The organism is Sinomicrobium soli, assembly GCF_003285545.1.
In the GTDB taxonomy this organism is placed as follows: domain Bacteria; phylum Bacteroidota; class Bacteroidia; order Flavobacteriales; family Flavobacteriaceae; genus Sinomicrobium.
On sequence record NZ_QLNV01000018.1, the window covers coordinates 56,232 to 73,625 of the forward strand.

The 17,394-nt window shown below is 47.6% G+C and carries 12 protein-coding genes; 9 read left to right on the forward strand and 3 right to left on the reverse strand.

Annotated features, from left to right (window positions below; genetic code table 11):
• Positions 1-39 precede the first annotated feature (39 nt).
• The 7 genes from DN748_RS16925 to DN748_RS16955 all read left to right on the forward strand — a co-directional run bounded on the left by DN748_RS16925 (position 40) and on the right by DN748_RS16955 (position 14,082).
• Positions 40-3,159 carry a SusC/RagA family TonB-linked outer membrane protein gene (locus DN748_RS16925; protein ID WP_112373021.1) on the forward strand — a complete coding sequence of 1,040 codons (3,120 nt, stop codon included), beginning with the start codon at positions 40-42 and terminating at the stop codon, positions 3,157-3,159.
• A gap of 17 nt (positions 3,160-3,176) precedes the next feature.
• Entirely contained in the window at positions 3,177-4,688 is a 1,512-nt protein-coding gene (locus tag DN748_RS16930) for a RagB/SusD family nutrient uptake outer membrane protein (RefSeq protein ID WP_112373022.1), read from the forward strand.
• 79 nt (positions 4,689-4,767) lie between these two features.
• Positions 4,768-7,530, forward strand: a complete 2,763-nt coding sequence (locus tag DN748_RS16935) for an alpha-L-rhamnosidase (protein WP_112373023.1) — start codon at positions 4,768-4,770, stop codon at positions 7,528-7,530.
• A 12-nt stretch (positions 7,531-7,542) separates the two neighbouring features.
• Positions 7,543-9,021 (forward strand): sulfatase, encoded by a 1,479-nt coding sequence (locus DN748_RS16940; protein ID WP_201741511.1) that lies wholly within the window; start codon positions 7,543-7,545, stop codon positions 9,019-9,021.
• A gap of 104 nt (positions 9,022-9,125) precedes the next feature.
• Positions 9,126-10,520 carry a sulfatase family protein gene (locus DN748_RS16945; RefSeq protein ID WP_112373024.1) on the forward strand — a complete coding sequence of 465 codons (1,395 nt, stop codon included), beginning with the start codon at positions 9,126-9,128 and terminating at the stop codon, positions 10,518-10,520.
• 30 nt (positions 10,521-10,550) lie between these two features.
• Positions 10,551-12,971 carry an alpha-L-rhamnosidase-related protein gene (locus tag DN748_RS16950; protein ID WP_112373025.1) on the forward strand — a complete coding sequence of 807 codons (2,421 nt, stop codon included), beginning with the start codon at positions 10,551-10,553 and terminating at the stop codon, positions 12,969-12,971.
• Positions 12,972-13,026: 55 nt separating this feature from the next.
• Positions 13,027-14,082, forward strand: a complete 1,056-nt coding sequence (locus tag DN748_RS16955; protein WP_112373026.1) for a GntR family transcriptional regulator — start codon at positions 13,027-13,029, stop codon at positions 14,080-14,082.
• 89 nt (positions 14,083-14,171) lie between these two features.
• On the opposite strand, the gene DN748_RS16960 is transcribed toward DN748_RS16955, so the two are convergent.
• Entirely contained in the window at positions 14,172-14,813 is a 642-nt protein-coding gene (locus DN748_RS16960; protein WP_112373033.1) for a DUF6266 family protein, read from the reverse strand.
• Between the two features lie 453 nt (positions 14,814-15,266).
• The gene (locus DN748_RS16965) at positions 15,267-15,548 is read right to left on the reverse strand and encodes a helix-turn-helix domain-containing protein (RefSeq protein WP_112373027.1); all 282 of its coding nucleotides are present in this window, start codon (positions 15,546-15,548) and stop codon (positions 15,267-15,269) included.
• Positions 15,549-16,047: 499 nt separating this feature from the next.
• On the opposite strand from DN748_RS16965, the gene DN748_RS19455 reads away from it, so the two are divergent.
• The gene (locus tag DN748_RS19455; RefSeq protein ID WP_410528319.1) at positions 16,048-16,188 is read left to right on the forward strand and encodes a PLDc N-terminal domain-containing protein; all 141 of its coding nucleotides are present in this window, start codon (positions 16,048-16,050) and stop codon (positions 16,186-16,188) included.
• A gap of 110 nt (positions 16,189-16,298) precedes the next feature.
• Here DN748_RS19455 and DN748_RS16975 read toward each other — a convergent pair whose 3' ends face one another.
• Positions 16,299-16,781 (reverse strand): hypothetical protein, encoded by a 483-nt coding sequence (locus DN748_RS16975; RefSeq protein ID WP_112373029.1) that lies wholly within the window; start codon positions 16,779-16,781, stop codon positions 16,299-16,301.
• A 416-nt stretch (positions 16,782-17,197) separates the two neighbouring features.
• Between DN748_RS16975 and DN748_RS16980 the strand changes: the two genes are divergently transcribed.
• Positions 17,198-17,394 (forward strand): hypothetical protein (locus DN748_RS16980; RefSeq protein WP_146746637.1); only part of this gene is annotated, 197 nt, incomplete at its 3' end.

Genomic DNA, 17,394 nt, shown 5'->3' on the forward strand with positions numbered 1-17,394 from the left:
ATCACAAAAACAGAATCAATCAATAATAAGACCAAAATTATGAGGAAGTTTATCACCTATCAAAAGGTAATATGGTGTCTGTTCTTTATTCTGGGAACGGGCACGTACGGCATGCAGGCTTCGGTTTTTACAGGAACCGGAGATGAGCAGGAAATAGTTGTCAGTGGTACGGTAGTAGATACAGGAGGAATACCGTTGATAGGCACAAGTATCAGGGTGGAAGGGACCAATAACGGTGCCCTTACCGATTTTGACGGGAAATTTACGCTTTCCGGGGTAAAGGAAGGTGCGGTCCTGATCGTTTCCTATATGGGATATGAGACACAGAAAATAACCGTGGAAGGCAGGGAAGAGATTAATATTACCATGAAAGAAGATGCACAGGCCCTGGACGAAGTGGTAGTAGTGGGATACGGTACCCAGCGGAAATCCGATCTTACAGGCTCGGTCTCTTCGGTAACGGCCAGTGATATCGAGAAAGCTCCTGCACTGACTATGGACCAGGCATTGCAGGGCAGGGCCGCAGGAGTACATATCACCAGTACTTCGGCTGAACCCGGAGGCGGAGCTTCTATCCGGATCAGGGGATCTAATTCGATCTCGGGGAATAACGAACCGCTTATCGTACTCGACGGATACCCGCTGGCGGAATCGGGAGAAGCAGACGGGGACAGTCATACGGGACAGGGAGGAAACCCGTTGTCATTCCTCAACCCCGATGAAATTGAATCCATAGAGGTGCTTAAAGATGCTTCCGCAACAGCCATATACGGGGCCCGGGGTGCCAATGGGGTGGTCATGATCACTACTAAAGGAGGTAAAGTAGGGAAAACAAGGATAACCTTTACATCTGAGCTGACTATGTCCAGTGTTCCGGATTTTCCTGAATTACTGAACGGGCCGGATTTCGGAAGGCTGAAGGATGAAGAAAGGGTCGCAAACGGAAACCAGCCTAAATATGACGGCCTCGACGGCCGCCCGCATTGGACAGATCTTCCTACAACAGACTGGATCTCACAGATACTCAGAACAGGAGCTTCCCATCGTTATCAGCTGGGAATATCAGGCGGGACCAAGGCGTCCAGGTATTTTATATCCACCAATTACACCAAGGTAGAAGGGGTCATGAAATACACCGATTTCAACAGGGGGAACATCAGGGTAAACCTCAATAATACCCTGAGCGATAAACTCACCCTGAACACTAATATAAATTATGCAAGATCACTGAGCAACAGGTCGAACGAAGGGAGTGGCTACATAACCACGCCCGGGGCTATCTTTAACGCCTATAAAGCAAATCCTGCTGCGAAAGACGGGGAATTGTCTGAGATCGATGATGAGAATCCGCAGTTTCAGAATCCCTTGTCGTTGCTGAGAGAGCAAACAAATGAGACCAGCGACGAAAATCTGCTGATGAATATTCATGCGATTTATGACTTATTTCCTGGTCTGAAACTTAACTTGAGGGCCGGGGCAAACAACAAGAATAACAGAAGAGACATATTCTGGCCATCTACCACTGCCCAGGGAGAATTGTTTAACGGGAGGGCAATTTTAAACACCTTTCAGTTCAACAACTACCTCTTAGAGACCTTTGCCAATTACAGCAAGGAAATAAAACAGCATCATATCGATGCCGCCGGTGGTTTTTCCTGGCAGCACAATGTAGAAAAGCGGGTGAATAACGGTGTCCAGGATTTCCCGACAGATAACCTGGGCACCGACGGGCTCCATCTCGGGCTTTTGCCTACGGTCTGGGCTACGTCGAAGATAAAACGCGAACTGCAGTCGTATTACCTTCGGGTCAATTACAATTATAAACGTAAATACTTCCTCACACTCTCAGGAAGGATAGATGGGTCCAGTGTGTTTTCAGAGAATCAAAAGTACGGTGTGTTTCCGTCGGCGGCTGTGGCATGGGCCGTATCCAATGAGAATTTCATGAAAAATTCATATGTGTTCTCCAACCTGAAACTAAGGGCCAGTTACGGCCATACCGGCAGCCAGGCCATACCGCCTTACGGTTCACTGTCCCGGTTGGGAAATGCCAACTATGTGGTAGGGGGAGATGTGGTGTCTGGGGTAGCTCCTTCTGTTTTGGGGAACCCTGATCTGCGATGGGAAAAGACTACACAGGCCGATATAGGGCTCGATATGGGCCTGTTCAGCAACAGGCTGAATATTACTGTAGATGCTTATTATAAAAGGACAGACGATCTGTTGCAGGACTTCCAGTTATCTCCTTCGGCAGGATATACTTCAACCAGGAGAAATATCGGGTCGCTTGAGAATAAGGGGCTCGAAGTCACGGTCAGTGGAGAGATCGGTAAAAATGTGGTCTGGAACCCGAATTTCAATATAAGCTTTAACAGGTCTGAAATATTGAAACTCGGAGGCGACGGATCAGATATCTACGGGCCTGATCTTGCCCGTAATATTGTTGCCGTACCGGGTAATATTATGCGGGAAGGAGAACCCTATGGCAGTTTTTACGGTTACAATGTCATTGGCCTGATCCAGCCGTCGGATTTTGATCAGAATGGCAATCCCTCCGTACCATTATTGAATAGTGACAGGGGGCTTGGCCATTGGAAATTTGAGGATGTGAACGGAGACGGGGTGGTTACCCCGGACGACCGCGTTATTATCGGAAACCCCAACCCCAAGTTTATTTTCGGGTGGAATAATGATATATCCTACAAGCAATTTTCACTCAACCTGTTTTTCCAGGGGTCCTATGGCAACGATATGATGAATGTAGACCGTCTTTTTATCGCATCGGGAAGAATGCTCAATAATCAGTTGCAGGAGTGGGGAGAAAAAAGATGGACTGTTGAAAATCAACACAACAATCCCAGGTGGCCTGCAGGGATGGAGCAAAGCAACCTGCATCCCAGTAGCGCCATTGTAGAAGACGCATCGTTTATCCGCCTGAAAAATGTTTCGTTGCGGTACAGATTACAGATGAAGCCCGATGATGTCATCCGGAATGTGGAATTATATGTTACTGCCAATAATTTATTGACCATTACCAATTATTCCGGCTTCGACCCCGAAGTAGGGATATTCGGACAGAATAACCTTGCCCCGGGTATCGACTTTGCATCGTATCCCCGTGCAAGAATGTACCAGTTCGGAGTTAAAATAGGATTTTAATAAAAAAAAATAAACAGATGAAGACGATTATAAATAGCCTGATATTGGTGCTCTTACTGGCCGGTTGTACTTCGTTGGACGAAGAAGTGTATTCCGAGCTGAGCCCGAATAACTTTTATGTATCGGAAGCTGATGCCGATGCAGCTGTGATCGCGATATACAACGGATTGAACAGGCGTCCGTTTCACGACACCTATTTCACATCGCTTACCTTTATGCCGGCCCCGCACGCAGCATCGAGGTTGCCGGTGAGGCGAATGTTTTCGAATTATACCTTCGATTCCTCTAATTTTCAGGTTATCGGGCCGTATTGGGCCGCAGTTTATGATATGATAAACCGGGCAAATACAGCCATCGGCCGGATTCCGGACATAGAGATGAATGAGACCCTGAAGGAGCAACTGGTTGCAGAGGCAAAATGGCTTCGGGCCTATAATTACTTTAACCTGGTACGGCTGTTCGGTGGTGTGCCCTTATTGCTGAAGGAGACCAAAAGCCTGGATGATATCAACCAGCCAAGAGCACCTGTTGAGCAGGTGTACCATGCTATTATTGAAGACCTCAAGGAGGCCGCCGAGAAGCTCCCGGCAAGCAGGGCCGAAGATAAAAAGGGAAGGGTGACCGCAGGGACCGCCAAGTTTTTACTGGCCAAGGTTTACCTGACCATGGCCGGAAAACCGATGGATGATGATTCCGGGTTACAGGAAGCCCATGACCTGCTGTCAGATCTGTATGCCAATAAAGGTAAATACGGCTATGACCTGTTGAATAACTACGCAGATATTTTTGACCTGGACAATGAATTGAATGCAGAAATTGTTTTTGCAGTACAGCAAAGCAGGGTAGTAGGTGGCCAGGGAACAGGAATGGCGCATATCTGGGGCCCTCTTCGTTCGCCTTTTGGTGGAACCGGCCAGTATCACGGCGGATGTACGCAGGAATTTTACCAGTCTTACGACGCCACAGATGTCAGAAGGGATGTTACCTGGCTGGAACGCTATACGGCGAAAGGAACCAATCAGGTATTTGTTTTCGGAAAACCCTTGCCCAACGGAAACCTCGGTCCTTATGGAGATCCCAGGAACGGTATGGCCCAGGCCAAATACCAGGACCCGGCAATGAATAATGTTGATGGGGAAACAGATATAATCATCTACAGGTTTTCTGATGTCATACTGATGCTGGCCGAAATAGAAAATGAACTGAATGGCCCGAATGCCACAGCATTTGATTATCTTAATGAGGTCAGGGAAAGGGCACATGCCGATACCTACGATCAACAGGCAGCAAATACCCCGGAAGAATTCAGAGAACTGATCTACAAAGAACGGTTCTGGGAGTTTTCCTTCGAGTTCCACGAAGTATTCGATATCAGGCGAATGGGCAAAGTACAGGAAACGATAGAAACCGGTTTTGAAGCGCAATTGTTCGGTACGGTTTACGATCCCAAATTTGAGTTGTACCCGATCCCCCTGTCGGAAATTCAGACCAACCCGAATATAGCCGGGCATCAGAATCCGGGGTGGTAATTTGATCATGTACTAATGTGTCAATGAGCCAACGGGCCGACTGGCATGAGGCGAACGGACTAATAAGAATATAAAGCATATGAAACCATACCTGTTATTGATCGTAATCCTGGTCTCCGGAATATATACCGGCAACGCCCGGGAAAACGGGAAAATAGCCCCGGGGTATCTGCGTTGTGAATACAAGGTCGACCCATTGGGGATAGACGTTACATCGCCCCGCCTGAGCTGGGAATTGCATTCAGATCAGAAAAATCAATACCAGAGTGCCTACCAGGTTATGGTGGCGTCATCAATAGAGAAGCTGAATAACGATGAGGCCGACTTATGGGATACCGGTAAAGTAGCGTCTGCCCTGACCAATCAGCTGCCGTATTCCGGGCGGGAACTCCTCTCCCGGCAGGACTGCTATTGGAAAGTCCGGGTATGGAACGCTGACGATGAGGTATCTGCGTGGAGTGAGCCTGCATACTGGTCTATGGGCCTGATGCGGTATGCCGACTGGAGCGGCACATGGATCACCCACCGGACCGGGGTAAACAACAAGGATAAATACAAGGAACTATACCTGCCCCCGGCACGGTATTTCCGGAAATCATTTGCTCTGGACAAAAAAGTAAAAAAGGCCAGGGCCTATTTTACCTCAGCCGGGATTTTCGAGTTGCGCCTGAACGGTAAAAAAGTGGGGCAAGACCATTTTGCACCGGGCTGGACAGATTACGACAAACGTATCTACTATGTGACTTATGATATCACCGACCAGCTGGTCAGGGGAGAAAATGTAGTAGGTGCCGTTGTAGCAGACGGGTGGTATGCCGGATATATCGGGTTTGCATTATTGATCCGCAATGAAAGGGTAAGGGAGTTTTACGGTGTCGATCCGGCCGTATACGGGCAGGTGGAAGTAGAGTATGAAGACGGCAGCCGGGAAATTATCGCTACCGATCAAAGCTGGCAAGCCAGCCAGGGCCCCGTCAGGGAGGCAGATATACTGATGGGAGAGTCTTATGACGCCCGGATGGAAATGCCCGGTTGGGACAGGCCGGGATACGATGCGGAAACCTGGAAACAATCCCGCCCTTCATTCCCGCCCGAAGGAAAACTGGAGGCCTATCCCACGGAACCCGTACGCCATATAGAGGAAATTCAGCCGCTAAGCATTGCGGAACCGGAAAAAGGGGTATATATTTTCGACCTCGGGAAGAATTTTGCAGGAGTGGTCAGGCTGAAGACCGAGGGCAAACGCGGGCAGAAGATCACCCTGAGATACGGGGAAATGCTACACGACAACGGTACCCTGATGACGGAGAACCTGCGAAAGGCAAGAGCCACCGATTATTATACGCTTAAGGGCGGAGGTGTCGAAGAATGGACCCCGAAATTCACGTATCACGGTTTTCGGTATGTCGAGATTTCCGGGTTGACGGAAAGGCCCGGGAAGGATGCAGTTACAGGTATCGTCATGAATTCACCAACCCCGCAAACAAGTACATTTCGTGCAGGCAACGAGATGAACAATACCCTGTATGAAAACATACTCACCACCCAGTTCGCCAATTTCTTTGAGGTTCCCACAGATTGCCCGCAACGGGATGAACGGCTCGGCTGGACCGGAGATGCCCAGATCTATGTGCGATCGGCAGCTTATAATGCAGATGTGGCCTCGTTCTTTACCAAATGGCTGGCCGATCTTGACGATGCCCAACGGTCTTACGGTGCTTACCCGAATTATGCACCTTTTCCCTACTCCCGTGCCGACCAGTTCTCGCCGGGCTGGATGGATGCCGGGATTATCGTACCCCATACCTTGTATGAGATGTACGGAGATACCCGTATCATTGAGATAATGTATGCAGGGATGAAGAAATTTATGGAGTTCCAGCTCGAAGCCAGTGAAGGTTATATCCGCCCGCCCGGGGGAATGAATTTCGGCGACTGGCTCGCGGTGGGGCAACAGGTGTCCGACGGTTTTGTCGCGGCAGCCTACTTTGCCCATGATGCCAGGCTGATGTCGGAAATGGCCGGGGCCATAGGGAACGAAGAAGACGCCGGCTATTACGCACAGTTGTTCGAACATATCAAAAAAGCTTTTGTCGAAAAATATATCGGAGAAGACGGTATCATCACGAACGACGATACGGAAACGGCCTATGCCCTTGCACTGTGTTTTGACCTGTATCCCGAACATCTGGCAGCAAGGGGTGCTGCCCGGCTCGCTTCCATGATACGAAACAACGGGGATGTATTTTCAACAGGTTTCCTGGGCACCAAGCATGTGATGCTGGCATTGTCCGAAAACGGATATTCAGACCTGGCCTACGACCTGTTTATGCAGACAAAGTACCCGAGTTGGGGCTATTCCATCAAAAACGGTAGTACCTCCATCTGGGAACGGTGGAACAGCTATACCCGCGAAGACGGATTCGGGGGTGGCGGGGGAAACAATGCCAGAATGAACTCCTTTAGTCACTATTCTTTCGGAGCCGTTGCAGAATGGATGTTCCGGTACGGATTGGGCATAGAGACAGAAGGCGCAGGGTTCCGGAATATTATTATCAGGCCGCAGGTCAGCGCCCGAATGAAAGCCATGCAGGGAAGCTACAGGAGTATAAACGGAAAGATCTCATCGGGTTGGCAGATCAAAGGCAACACATTGCGTATGGACATAGAGATCCCTGTAAACACAAAGGCAAAAGTTTATATTCCCGCTTTCGGAAAAAACAACATTCGTGTCGATGGCCGCCCTCTGCGTAAGGCAGACGGCCTGACAATACTGTCTGAAGAGCCCGGGTATACCGTACTACAGGCAGGCAGCGGAAAATATGTCTTTACCTGTGAATAAAAAAACGGTATCATGAAAATGATCACAACATACAGAATATGGGTCCTGCCCGCAATTGCCGTGCTTATGACAATGGGTGTCAGGTCGCAGCCGGAAAGCGGGAGTCAACGTCCGAATATAGTGTTTATCCTGGCCGATGACCTGGGCTGGGCCGATCTGCCCGTCTATGGCAACCGGTTTAATGAAGCCCCGAACCTTACCCGTATGGCCGAAGAGGGAATGCGGTTTACCGAAGCCTATGCTGCGGCACCGGTTTGCTCCCCTGCCCGGGCAAGTATTATGTCTGGGCAGTACCCTGCCCGGGTGGGCATCATCGATTTTATTCCCGGTCACCGGCGTCCTTATGAAAAAGTACAGGTGCCGGAAAACCGCACACAATACCTGCCCCCGCAGGTGTATACGTTTGCCGAGGCACTGACTGATGCAGGTTATGTGACAGGGTATTTCGGAAAATGGCATCTTGGCGAGGGGAAGGGCATGGAAAAGATGCACCCGATGAACCAGGGTTTTGAAACCGCCAATACCGGTCAGGGATATTACAGGAGCCACTTTACGCCATCGAGGGATGAGGGCCGGGAAAAGCGGTTCTCGGAGAGGATCACGGATTTCGGTATCGAGTTCATTCAAAAGAACAGGAACAAGCCCTTTTTCCTCTTCCTGTCACATTTTGACGTACATGTACAGTTGAATGCCGACAAGCCCCTGATCGATAAATACCTCCGTAAGGAAAAGGCGGAAGGCTATCCGTGCAATGCCATTTATGCAGCCATGGTGGAGCATATCGACCGCAGCGTGGGCCGGATCATGGAAGAACTGGAAAGTGCGGGGCTGAGCGGACGGACCATAGTGTTTTTTTTCTCCGACAACGGAGGGCTGATCAGCCGGTATGATAAAAAACCGCTCATAGCCAATCCCCGGAAGGAAATATACCAGGACGATCCGCTGCAGTATATCGCATCTTCCAATATACCCCTCAGGGGAGAAAAAGGAAGTGTTTACGAAGGAGGTATCCGCGTACCCCTGCTGGTGAAATGGCCGGGTAAGATAAAGGCGGGAAGCGTTTCGAAGGCGCTGGTAAGCAGCGTGGATTTTTACCCGACCTTTCTGAAACTGGCAGAAGTAAAAATGCCGGACAGACAAACGATAGACGGGGAATCCGTTGTGCCTGCACTGCTGTCGGACCGGTACAACCCGGAGCGGGCACTGTACTGGCACTACCCGGTGTATCATCACGACGTGCCGGCAGGAGCAGTCAGGAAAGGTGACTGGAAACTGATCGAAGACCAGGTCTCCGGATCGGTTTCCCTGTATCACCTGAAATCAGACCTCGGCGAGACCACAGACCTTTCGGATTTGTATCCCCGAAAAAAGGAAGAGCTGTACAGGTTGCTGAAGCAATGGCAAAAAGATACCGGGGCGGAACTTCCCCGGCCAAACCCCGGTTTTGACAAAGATAAACGGTTTGAATGGGGAACCCGGGCAAAACATTGAGATATAGTTATCAGGTTATTGGGTTATTAAGTTATTTAGACAACACGTAACCCAATAACTCAGTAACCCAATAACTTAATAACTCATTTAAAACAACAAGAACGATGTCAATCAATCATTACAGAACCTTGGCCAGACTACTGATGATAGCCTGTTTTATCGCAGGTTATCAGGTTAAGGGACAAACGAATGGCAAACGCCCCAACATTATTTTTCTGCTGACTGATGACCAGCGGTGGGATGCCCTGGGGGCCATGGGCAATCCGCTCATCCGGACTCCCCATCTCGACAGACTGGCGGAGAACGGGATACTGTTTTCCAATGCTTATGTCACCACATCCATTTGTGCCGTAAGCCGGGCGAGTTTGCTCACCGGGCAATATGCATCCCGGCATAAGATCAATGATTTCAGGACAAGCCTTACCCCGCAGCAGTTGCGGCAAACATACCCGATGCTGCTGAAAGCCTCGGGCTATCGTATCGGGTTTATCGGTAAATACGGAGTGGGCAACCCGAAGGACCAGCCCAAAGACCGTTTTGATTTCTGGGAATGTACCGACAAGCACCAGCCGGATTACGAAACCACGGATACGGATGGTTCGGTGATTCACGATACAGACAGGATCAGCCGTGACCTCCGGAATTTTGTTGAGGGGTATTCCGCGAAAGAACCTTTCTGCCTGTCTGTTAGCTTCAAGGCCCCCCATGTGCAGGATAACGATCCCCGGCAGTTTATCATAGCTCCGGAATACAAAAAGTACTACCAGGATGATACCGTGCCCAGGCCCGAAACGGCAACCGCCGATTCGTGGAACAGGTTCCCGGATTTTTTTCGTACGGATACCAATATCGCGAGGGAAAGGTGGAAAATGCGCTTTGCAGACGATAGCATGTATGAGACCAGCGTAAAAAATTATTACAGGCTGATCACTCATGTAGACGATGTGGTCGGCAAGCTCGTCCGTGACCTGGAACACAAGGGCATTGCCGATAATACGGTAATCATATTTATGGGAGACAACGGTTTTTTTCTCGGTGAACACGGCCTTGCGGGAAAATGGTACGGTTATGAAGAGTCCATCCGCGTTCCGCTTATTATCTACGATCCCCGGCAGAAAGAAAAAAACAAAGGAGTAACATCCTCCGGTATAGCATTGAACATTGATGTTGCCCCCACCATTCTCGGCCTGGCAGGTGTCCCCGTTCCTGGCAGTATGCAGGGTGTGGACCTGTACGGCCTGGTCGACGGGAGAATACCGGAAAGAGAGGAGTTCTTTTACGAACACCATTATCTCGGGGGACTGAAGATCCCCGAATCGGAAGGCGTGGTAGGCAGGGAATTCAAATACCTGAAATATACCGAACATGATTATGAGGAGTTTTTTGACCTCAGGAACGATCCCCATGAAGAACATAACCTGGTACATGACAAAAGGTATAAAAAGATCATAGATCAGTACAGGTCAAAATACAAGCAGTTTGCAGTTTCTGTAAAATGATATCCAGTTAAACCGGCTTAATTCATTGATATGAGAATTACACTTCTGATTTTATTGATAGCTGTCACTTGTTTGTCCTGTAACAGGCAACGCACTGATAGTGAGTCAACGCACCAACCCGAGTATTTTAAACAGGCACAGGCCGTATGGGCGAAGGGTCGCGAAACGGAAATGAACCTCACCCTCGGGTTCAGGGGTGTCTTTAAGGCCGGTATATCTGACGACCCGCTTCTCAGCATCACAGGATCTTCACTCTATCGCGTATTTATCAACGGCAAGCACCTGGGGTACGGGCCCGCCCGGGCAAGTCACGGGTATTACAGGGTAGACGAATACGATCTGTCGCCCCATCTGAAAGAAGGCAACAATATAGTGACCGTCGAAGTGGCCGGGTATAATGTCAATTCGTTCTATACTTTAGACCAGCCTTCCTTTTTACAGGCTGAAATACGAGACGGAGACCAGGTATTGCTCGCTACCGGTGCCGAAGGTAACACCGGTTTCGAGGCCTGCGAACCAGGAAACAGGATACAAAAGGTGAGGAGGTATAGTGTGCAGAGGCCCTTTATTGAATATTATAACCTGGATCAGGATTTTGAAAGCTGGAAGAGTGGGGCGACCACATCAGATAAAGTGGAACTGGCTGTTTATCCCGGAAAAAAACTGCTTTACAGAAACCTGCAACTGCCCGATTTTAAGATCACCAGGGCAGAAAAGGTACTTCATCAAGGTATTATGGAGCGAAAGAAACCCGAAAAATACCATAAAAAGGCCCTTGGGGAGTTTACAGAAGGGTTTCCCGAAGAAGAACTTACCGTTACCCCAACACTGCGCATGCAGGAAATGATCACCAAAACACTGGAAGAAGTCCATGACCCCCAGGTTTCGCAGGAATTGGCGACCGATGAATTTTATACATTGGATTTCGGTGCCAATCTTTCCGGTTTTATCGGTAGCAAGATAATATGTACCGAGCCTTCCACCGTTTATCTCACCTTTGACGAGATTCTTATGGACGGCGAGGTAAACCCGAAAGAGCGGATGCCCAATATCAACAATGTGGTGGTCTATGACCTGGAACCCGGTACTTATGACCTGGAATCTTTCGAAACTTATACCTTCCGGTTTTTAAAGATCGCTGTGGCCAAAGGTAGCTGCCAGATCGGGGATGCCTATATCCGTGAGTATGCCTACCCGGAGAATAAGGCTGCCGTGTACGCTTCTGATGATGAAGCACTCAACAAGATATTTGAGGCCAGTAAACAGACGTTCCGGCAGAACAGTGTAGACCTCTTTATGGACTGCCCCCAGCGGGAGCGTGCCGGATGGTTGTGCGACAGCCGTTTTATGGCTATCGTGGAAAAAGAATTTACCGGGAAAGATGATATCGCCTATAATTATTACCAGAATTATGCCCTGTATACCCCATTTGACAACCTGCCGGAAGGCATGGTCCCGATGGTTTACCCTGCCGATATCAGGAATGGGAACTTTATTCCCAACTGGGCGCTCTGGTTTGTCATACAGGTCAGCGAATATGCCGAACGGGGAGGCGACCGGCAATTGGTGGCAGACCTGGAGGATAGCGTATTGGGCGTACTGAAATATTTTACCCCTTTTGAGAACGAAGATGGCCTGCTGGAAAACCTCAAGGGCTGGAAGTTTATCGAGTGGTCGCAAGCCAATAAATTTGTAAGGGGGGTGAACTACCCTACCAATGCATTATACAGCAAGGCACTTTCAGAAGCCGCCCGATTGTATGATAAACCGGAGCTGGAAGACAAGGCGCAAAAGATCGCCCGGAAGGTCCGTGAGCAATCGTTCAATGGCACGTTTTTTATAGACAATGCCCTACGGGATAAAAAAGGACGGTTAAAACCTACTCCCAATATATCGGAAGTAGGCCAGTACTATGCCTTCTTTTTTGATGTGGCCACCCCGGACACCCATCCCGAACTGTGGAAAAAACTCATTACAGAATTCGGTCCCGACAGAGATGACAAGACCGTGTACCCGAAAGTGTTCAAGGCCAATGCCTTTATAGGCAATTACCTGAGAATGGAAATACTCTACCGCTACCGGCAGAGCGACCAGATGCTGAAGGAAATAAAAGGCTATTTTCTGGATATGGCCCACGAGACCAACACCTTATGGGAACATATGGATACCCATGCCAGCTGCAATCACGGTTTTGGCTCTTATCTGGCGCACCTTCTTTACCAGGGAGCACTGGGCATACACCAAATAGATTATCTGAAAAAGGAGGTAACCCTGCGGTTCGATCGGACGTATTTAAATACTTGTGAGGGTGCTATTCCCGTGGGTGACGAAAAGATCAGCCTGCAATGGGAAAGGTCCGGTAACCAACTGGAGTATTCGCTGGAGCTACCGGAAGGATATACCGTAAAGGTCCGGAACCCGGAAGGGTTCGACATTACGGTAAGGAAATGAGAATGAACGATGATATACCAGTTGTCGCAATTAATTTTTTATAAAAACACAGGTTATGAATGTAACATCCCCCCTAACGGATATTCATATAGACGAGCAGTCCGAAATTCCGAAATATGTCCAGATTGCAGAATCCATTATCAAGAGTATTACACGGGGTACTCTTAAAGTAGGTCAGAAAATACCTTCCATCAATGAAGTGTGTTATGAATTTTATCTTTCCAGAGATACCGTAGGTAAGGCATATAACCTTTTAAAGAAAAAGAAAATCATTATTTCTGTTCCCGGAAAAGGATATTATACCACGAGGACCGACCTGATTTCCAGGGTCAATATTCTATTTATGGTCAATAAGCCAAGTTCTTATAAATTACAGATTTATAATGCCTTTGTAAATGCTGTAGGAGTTAATGCGCATGTAAACCTTTCCGTGTATCACTGTGAAGAATATCTTTTTGTAAAGACACTGGAAAAGAATATGGGCATGTATGATTACTACGTGATTATGCCGCATTTCAGGAATAAAGACCTCAGATATGCCGGGCATATGAGAGAAGCCCTTAAGATGATGGAAAAAATACCAAAGCACAAATTACTGTTGCTCGACAATGGCAAGTCTGAGATTTCAGGAAATTACGCCTCGGTATACCAGGATTTTGAAAACGATATTATACAGGCATTAACCGAAGGCCTGGAAAGACTACAAAACTACGACAGGCTGTTACTGGTGTACCCAGCAAAAGCAGTACACCCCTATCCGTCCAGAATACTGCATGGGTTCCGGAAATTCTGCCTGATGCATTCCTTTGATTTTGAGGTCCTGGATCAGGTCAGTGACGAGATGGAACCGCAATCCGGCGATGTTTACATAACCATTGAAGAAAACGATCTGGTAAACCTGGTAAAACAGGTAAGAGAGCAGGGGCTGACCCCTGGCAAAGATATGGGGATTATCTCCTACAACGACACCCCGCTCAAGGAACTGCTGGGCATTACCGTAATAAGTACGGATTTTAAGAAAATGGGAGAGACTGCGGCAGAAATGATACTTAATAATACCGGGGAACACATAAAAAACACCTTTCGCTTTTTAAACAGGGGATCGGTCTGAAAGACATATGGAGTATGGCTACCATAAAAAAACCGGTAGTATCACATGAAGGAGAACTACCGGCTTTAAGAAATCACAGGCCATGACCATTACGTAATGGTAAACGTACCGAGGTAAGGGCTGTTACATGCCTTCTCCTGGTCCTGGTTGTTAAAATAAGCCCAGGTCTCCACAGTCTTACCTACATAAACATCCGGCAGGGTTACCGTAGCGGTAAGATCACTGCGCTGCGCCAGGAGCAGGAACAACTCAAAAGTCTCCGTTTCCGGGCAGTAACACACCAGGTTTACCAGGTCGGTATCGCTGGCATTGCCCTGAATGGAGTTGTCTTCCCAGCTCAGGCTGAGCACCCCTCCCGTCTGGTTGGTCAGTGCCACGTTCTGGAACCCTGCCAGGTCGCCACGGGTAATGAGCACTTTGTTGTACACCAGCTCCGGCAGGTCGTTAATCACCTCTACCGCTTCGTTAATGGTATAGGCCACCGCCTGATTTACCCTCGATTTTACCCCCGACCGGGTTCCGAAAAACAATTGCTGCACCGATTTTAGCGGTTGCAGGAAGCCTACCACCAGCTTAAACTTCATTTGTTGCAGCTTCTGCTTGTCTGTAGGCGGTTTGCTGCTGGGTTTCGGGCGGCTACGGATCACATCCTTACCACGCCAGTTAAAACCCACTACGGTACCTACTTTTCCTGAGAATCCGCCAAGGATTCCTTTCATAATTGTTGCCATGTGCAAAAATTTTATGGTTAATACACTGCAATATAGCATGTTGTGTTGCAGCTTGTATACCCGTGGCCGTCTTTGTCCGCTTCCGGCCGGTTTTGTCCGGTTTTGTCCGGGACCATTCTGGTTTTCCTCGGGTCTTCTTCGGAAAAAACAGGGGAGTATTTCGGAAAAATGGATGTTTTTCCGAAGCATTATCGAAGCAGGGCCGATCGATATCCGGAGTTTTCCGGTTAAAAAATGATATGGCAGGACCACGTGCCTTTAAAAATAATAAGACGGGTAGTTAGTAAGATATATGAAATGCTCCTGCCGGAAGAAATACAGGTGTAAAAGAACCGGACACGATGTTGTGAATTAGCCGAAGGGATGTTTAAATAGCTTCTAAAAGTGTTATAGTATGATATAAGTGTAGTAAACAAGGCTTCAGGTTACCGGTCCGTGACACGGTCACAGACGTTATGGTTTATGAGAAGCAGACTTCTTTTCCTTTTCTTGGAGCAGCCGTTCTATTTTCTGTTTGGAGTAGAGAATTTTTTTTCCCAGTTTTACAAAAGGGATCTCCTTGTTTTTGCGCATGCGCCGTAGCGTACGGGCGCTGATATTAAAGTTTTGTTGTATATCGGCACTGTCCAGATAACGCCGGGTCTCTGCCCGGGTATTACGGGTATGGCGAAGCTCTGTAAGTATTTCTTCCAGCAAGGCAATAATGTAATGCTCAGGGGTATGCTCGCTATCCATAAAAAGCAATCTATTGGTTAGACTGGCATAAATATACTAAAAGTAAGTTTATAAATCTATATTTTTAAAGTTTTTACTTACTTTTTTGAGGTTTGAAGTATACTTACTGTCCAATGGTTCCATTTCCAGAACCTTCTTTTCCAAACCAGGCAAAGACACATAAAAACATATCGTTGGAGCCCCGATAAAACACTTTGTTCTCAGTACAATGGATTTTCCATCCGTGCACCGGATTTTAATTTTATTTAATGAGCATATCGTGCCTGCTGAAGCGCAATACATACATAACGACAGATACTCCTTGCCAACGAGTACAGCGGGTACTGGAAAGATTTTACGTCAACATTATTTGTATTACCTGTAAATAATACTTATTTTGTGTCTTCTTAGCGGGCAGAACATTTGTTATAATATTTAAAAACAGGGTATGGTAATAACTTCTACAATAGGTATATGGCAGCTATTTTTACTATTATTTCTCTTATTGATTCCCTCTATAATGCTCTTTGGTTTGTTTAAATTAAGCAAATCATCCGTGGCATACAATACAAAAATAACCTGGACCATAATCATATTACTGTTCCCCGTTTTTGGGGCTGTTACATACCTGATAGCGGGGCATAAGCCCGATGTGCGGTAATGATATACTAACCTTCCTTACATCCGTGGTACTCAATAATCAACGGACACTCAGCCGCCTCTGTTCCGTCATTTTCGGTTTTCCGTATCTATAATAAAAATGACGTTTCCCTATTTCATCACTCCCGGACTTTCCCCGAGATTCCCAGCCACCATATCCATTTCACCATAAAGATCCATCAATGCATCCAGAAACTGCATAGTCTCCTGCACTTCTTTAAAATACAACCCTATGGTGCCATTTATGGCATTTCGTAAGTTATAGTTCCGGGCATCTATCTTATATCTTGACAATCTGGTTTTTAAATGCGGCAGAGGGCTTGTATCCAACAAATCTTTTAATCGTTCGGCCATATCAGATAGTGGTCTGCTCTCTTTCCCCTCCCGTTCCGTTATGTCCTCAATTTCCCTTTTACAGGAGTAATAGCAGGTATGGAATTCGTTGTCTACAATAGCCAATACCTTTTCCAGTTTGGCCTGTAATACGGTGATGTGCTCCGGCGGAACATCGTATGCCCGGTAGCATACCTCGTGGTAGACCCTATCGAGCAGGCGTAGCAGAGTAGCATCCGCTGCATGCTCCGGGGAAAACACCCACCTTACTTATTACCATATGCGCAGCCGCTTGTTTCAACCATCAGTTTGAAAAGCTGTGGGTTGAATTGACCATTCTGTGCAGTATCTCCATCCTAAGCTGGGGGCATCTTTACAAAAGAAGAAAGATTCGTCCCTTCTTCATAACGGGAATCCTTCTATTTGCAGCCCTGTTCGAGTATTACATGGCATCCGGACAGACCGTAGAAGCAACCTTCTGGGGAAAATCAATATTATCGCTACCGATAAAAATTCCTTCATTATGCATAGATCAAATCCGGGAACAGATTGTGCGTCAACTCCGAAAATCGGAGTAGACAATATTTCATATATAGGAAATATTATTTATATTGATCAAAGTAGCATGAATTATAACCCCCTACAACTATTTATATGGACTAAAAATACTATGCTGAATGATGAAAAAAAACAAACAACTTGCCCTGTTGGCAGGGCTACTGCTTTTTGTGGTTTTCGCCTGCGAACGCTCTTTAAACGATGAGCTTTCCGAGGCAGGGGTACAGCAACAGGACGAGATGAAGGCGGTGACCAAAGCCGCCCGCCAGCATTACATCAAAAGCCTGAAAAAGGAAGTGGAGTCGGGGTTTTCCAC

What these genes read in the sequence shown, in the direction of transcription:
- DN748_RS16925 (WP_112373021.1), top strand. Translation starts at nt 40, where the DNA reads ATGAGGAAGTTTATCACCTATCAAAAGGTAATATGGTGTCTGTTCTTT.
- DN748_RS16930 (WP_112373022.1), top strand. Translation starts at nt 3,177, where the DNA reads ATGAAGACGATTATAAATAGCCTGATATTGGTGCTCTTACTGGCCGGT.
- DN748_RS16935 (WP_112373023.1), top strand. Translation starts at nt 4,768, where the DNA reads ATGAAACCATACCTGTTATTGATCGTAATCCTGGTCTCCGGAATATAT.
- DN748_RS16940 (WP_201741511.1), top strand. Translation starts at nt 7,543, where the DNA reads ATGAAAATGATCACAACATACAGAATATGGGTCCTGCCCGCAATTGCC.
- DN748_RS16945 (WP_112373024.1), top strand. Translation starts at nt 9,126, where the DNA reads ATGTCAATCAATCATTACAGAACCTTGGCCAGACTACTGATGATAGCC.
- DN748_RS16950 (WP_112373025.1), top strand. Translation starts at nt 10,551, where the DNA reads ATGAGAATTACACTTCTGATTTTATTGATAGCTGTCACTTGTTTGTCC.
- DN748_RS16955 (WP_112373026.1), top strand. Translation starts at nt 13,027, where the DNA reads ATGAATGTAACATCCCCCCTAACGGATATTCATATAGACGAGCAGTCC.
- DN748_RS16960 (WP_112373033.1), bottom strand. Translation starts at nt 14,813, where the DNA reads ATGGCAACAATTATGAAAGGAATCCTTGGCGGATTCTCAGGAAAAGTA.
- DN748_RS16965 (WP_112373027.1), bottom strand. Translation starts at nt 15,548, where the DNA reads ATGGATAGCGAGCATACCCCTGAGCATTACATTATTGCCTTGCTGGAA.
- DN748_RS19455 (WP_410528319.1), top strand. Translation starts at nt 16,048, where the DNA reads ATGCTCTTTGGTTTGTTTAAATTAAGCAAATCATCCGTGGCATACAAT.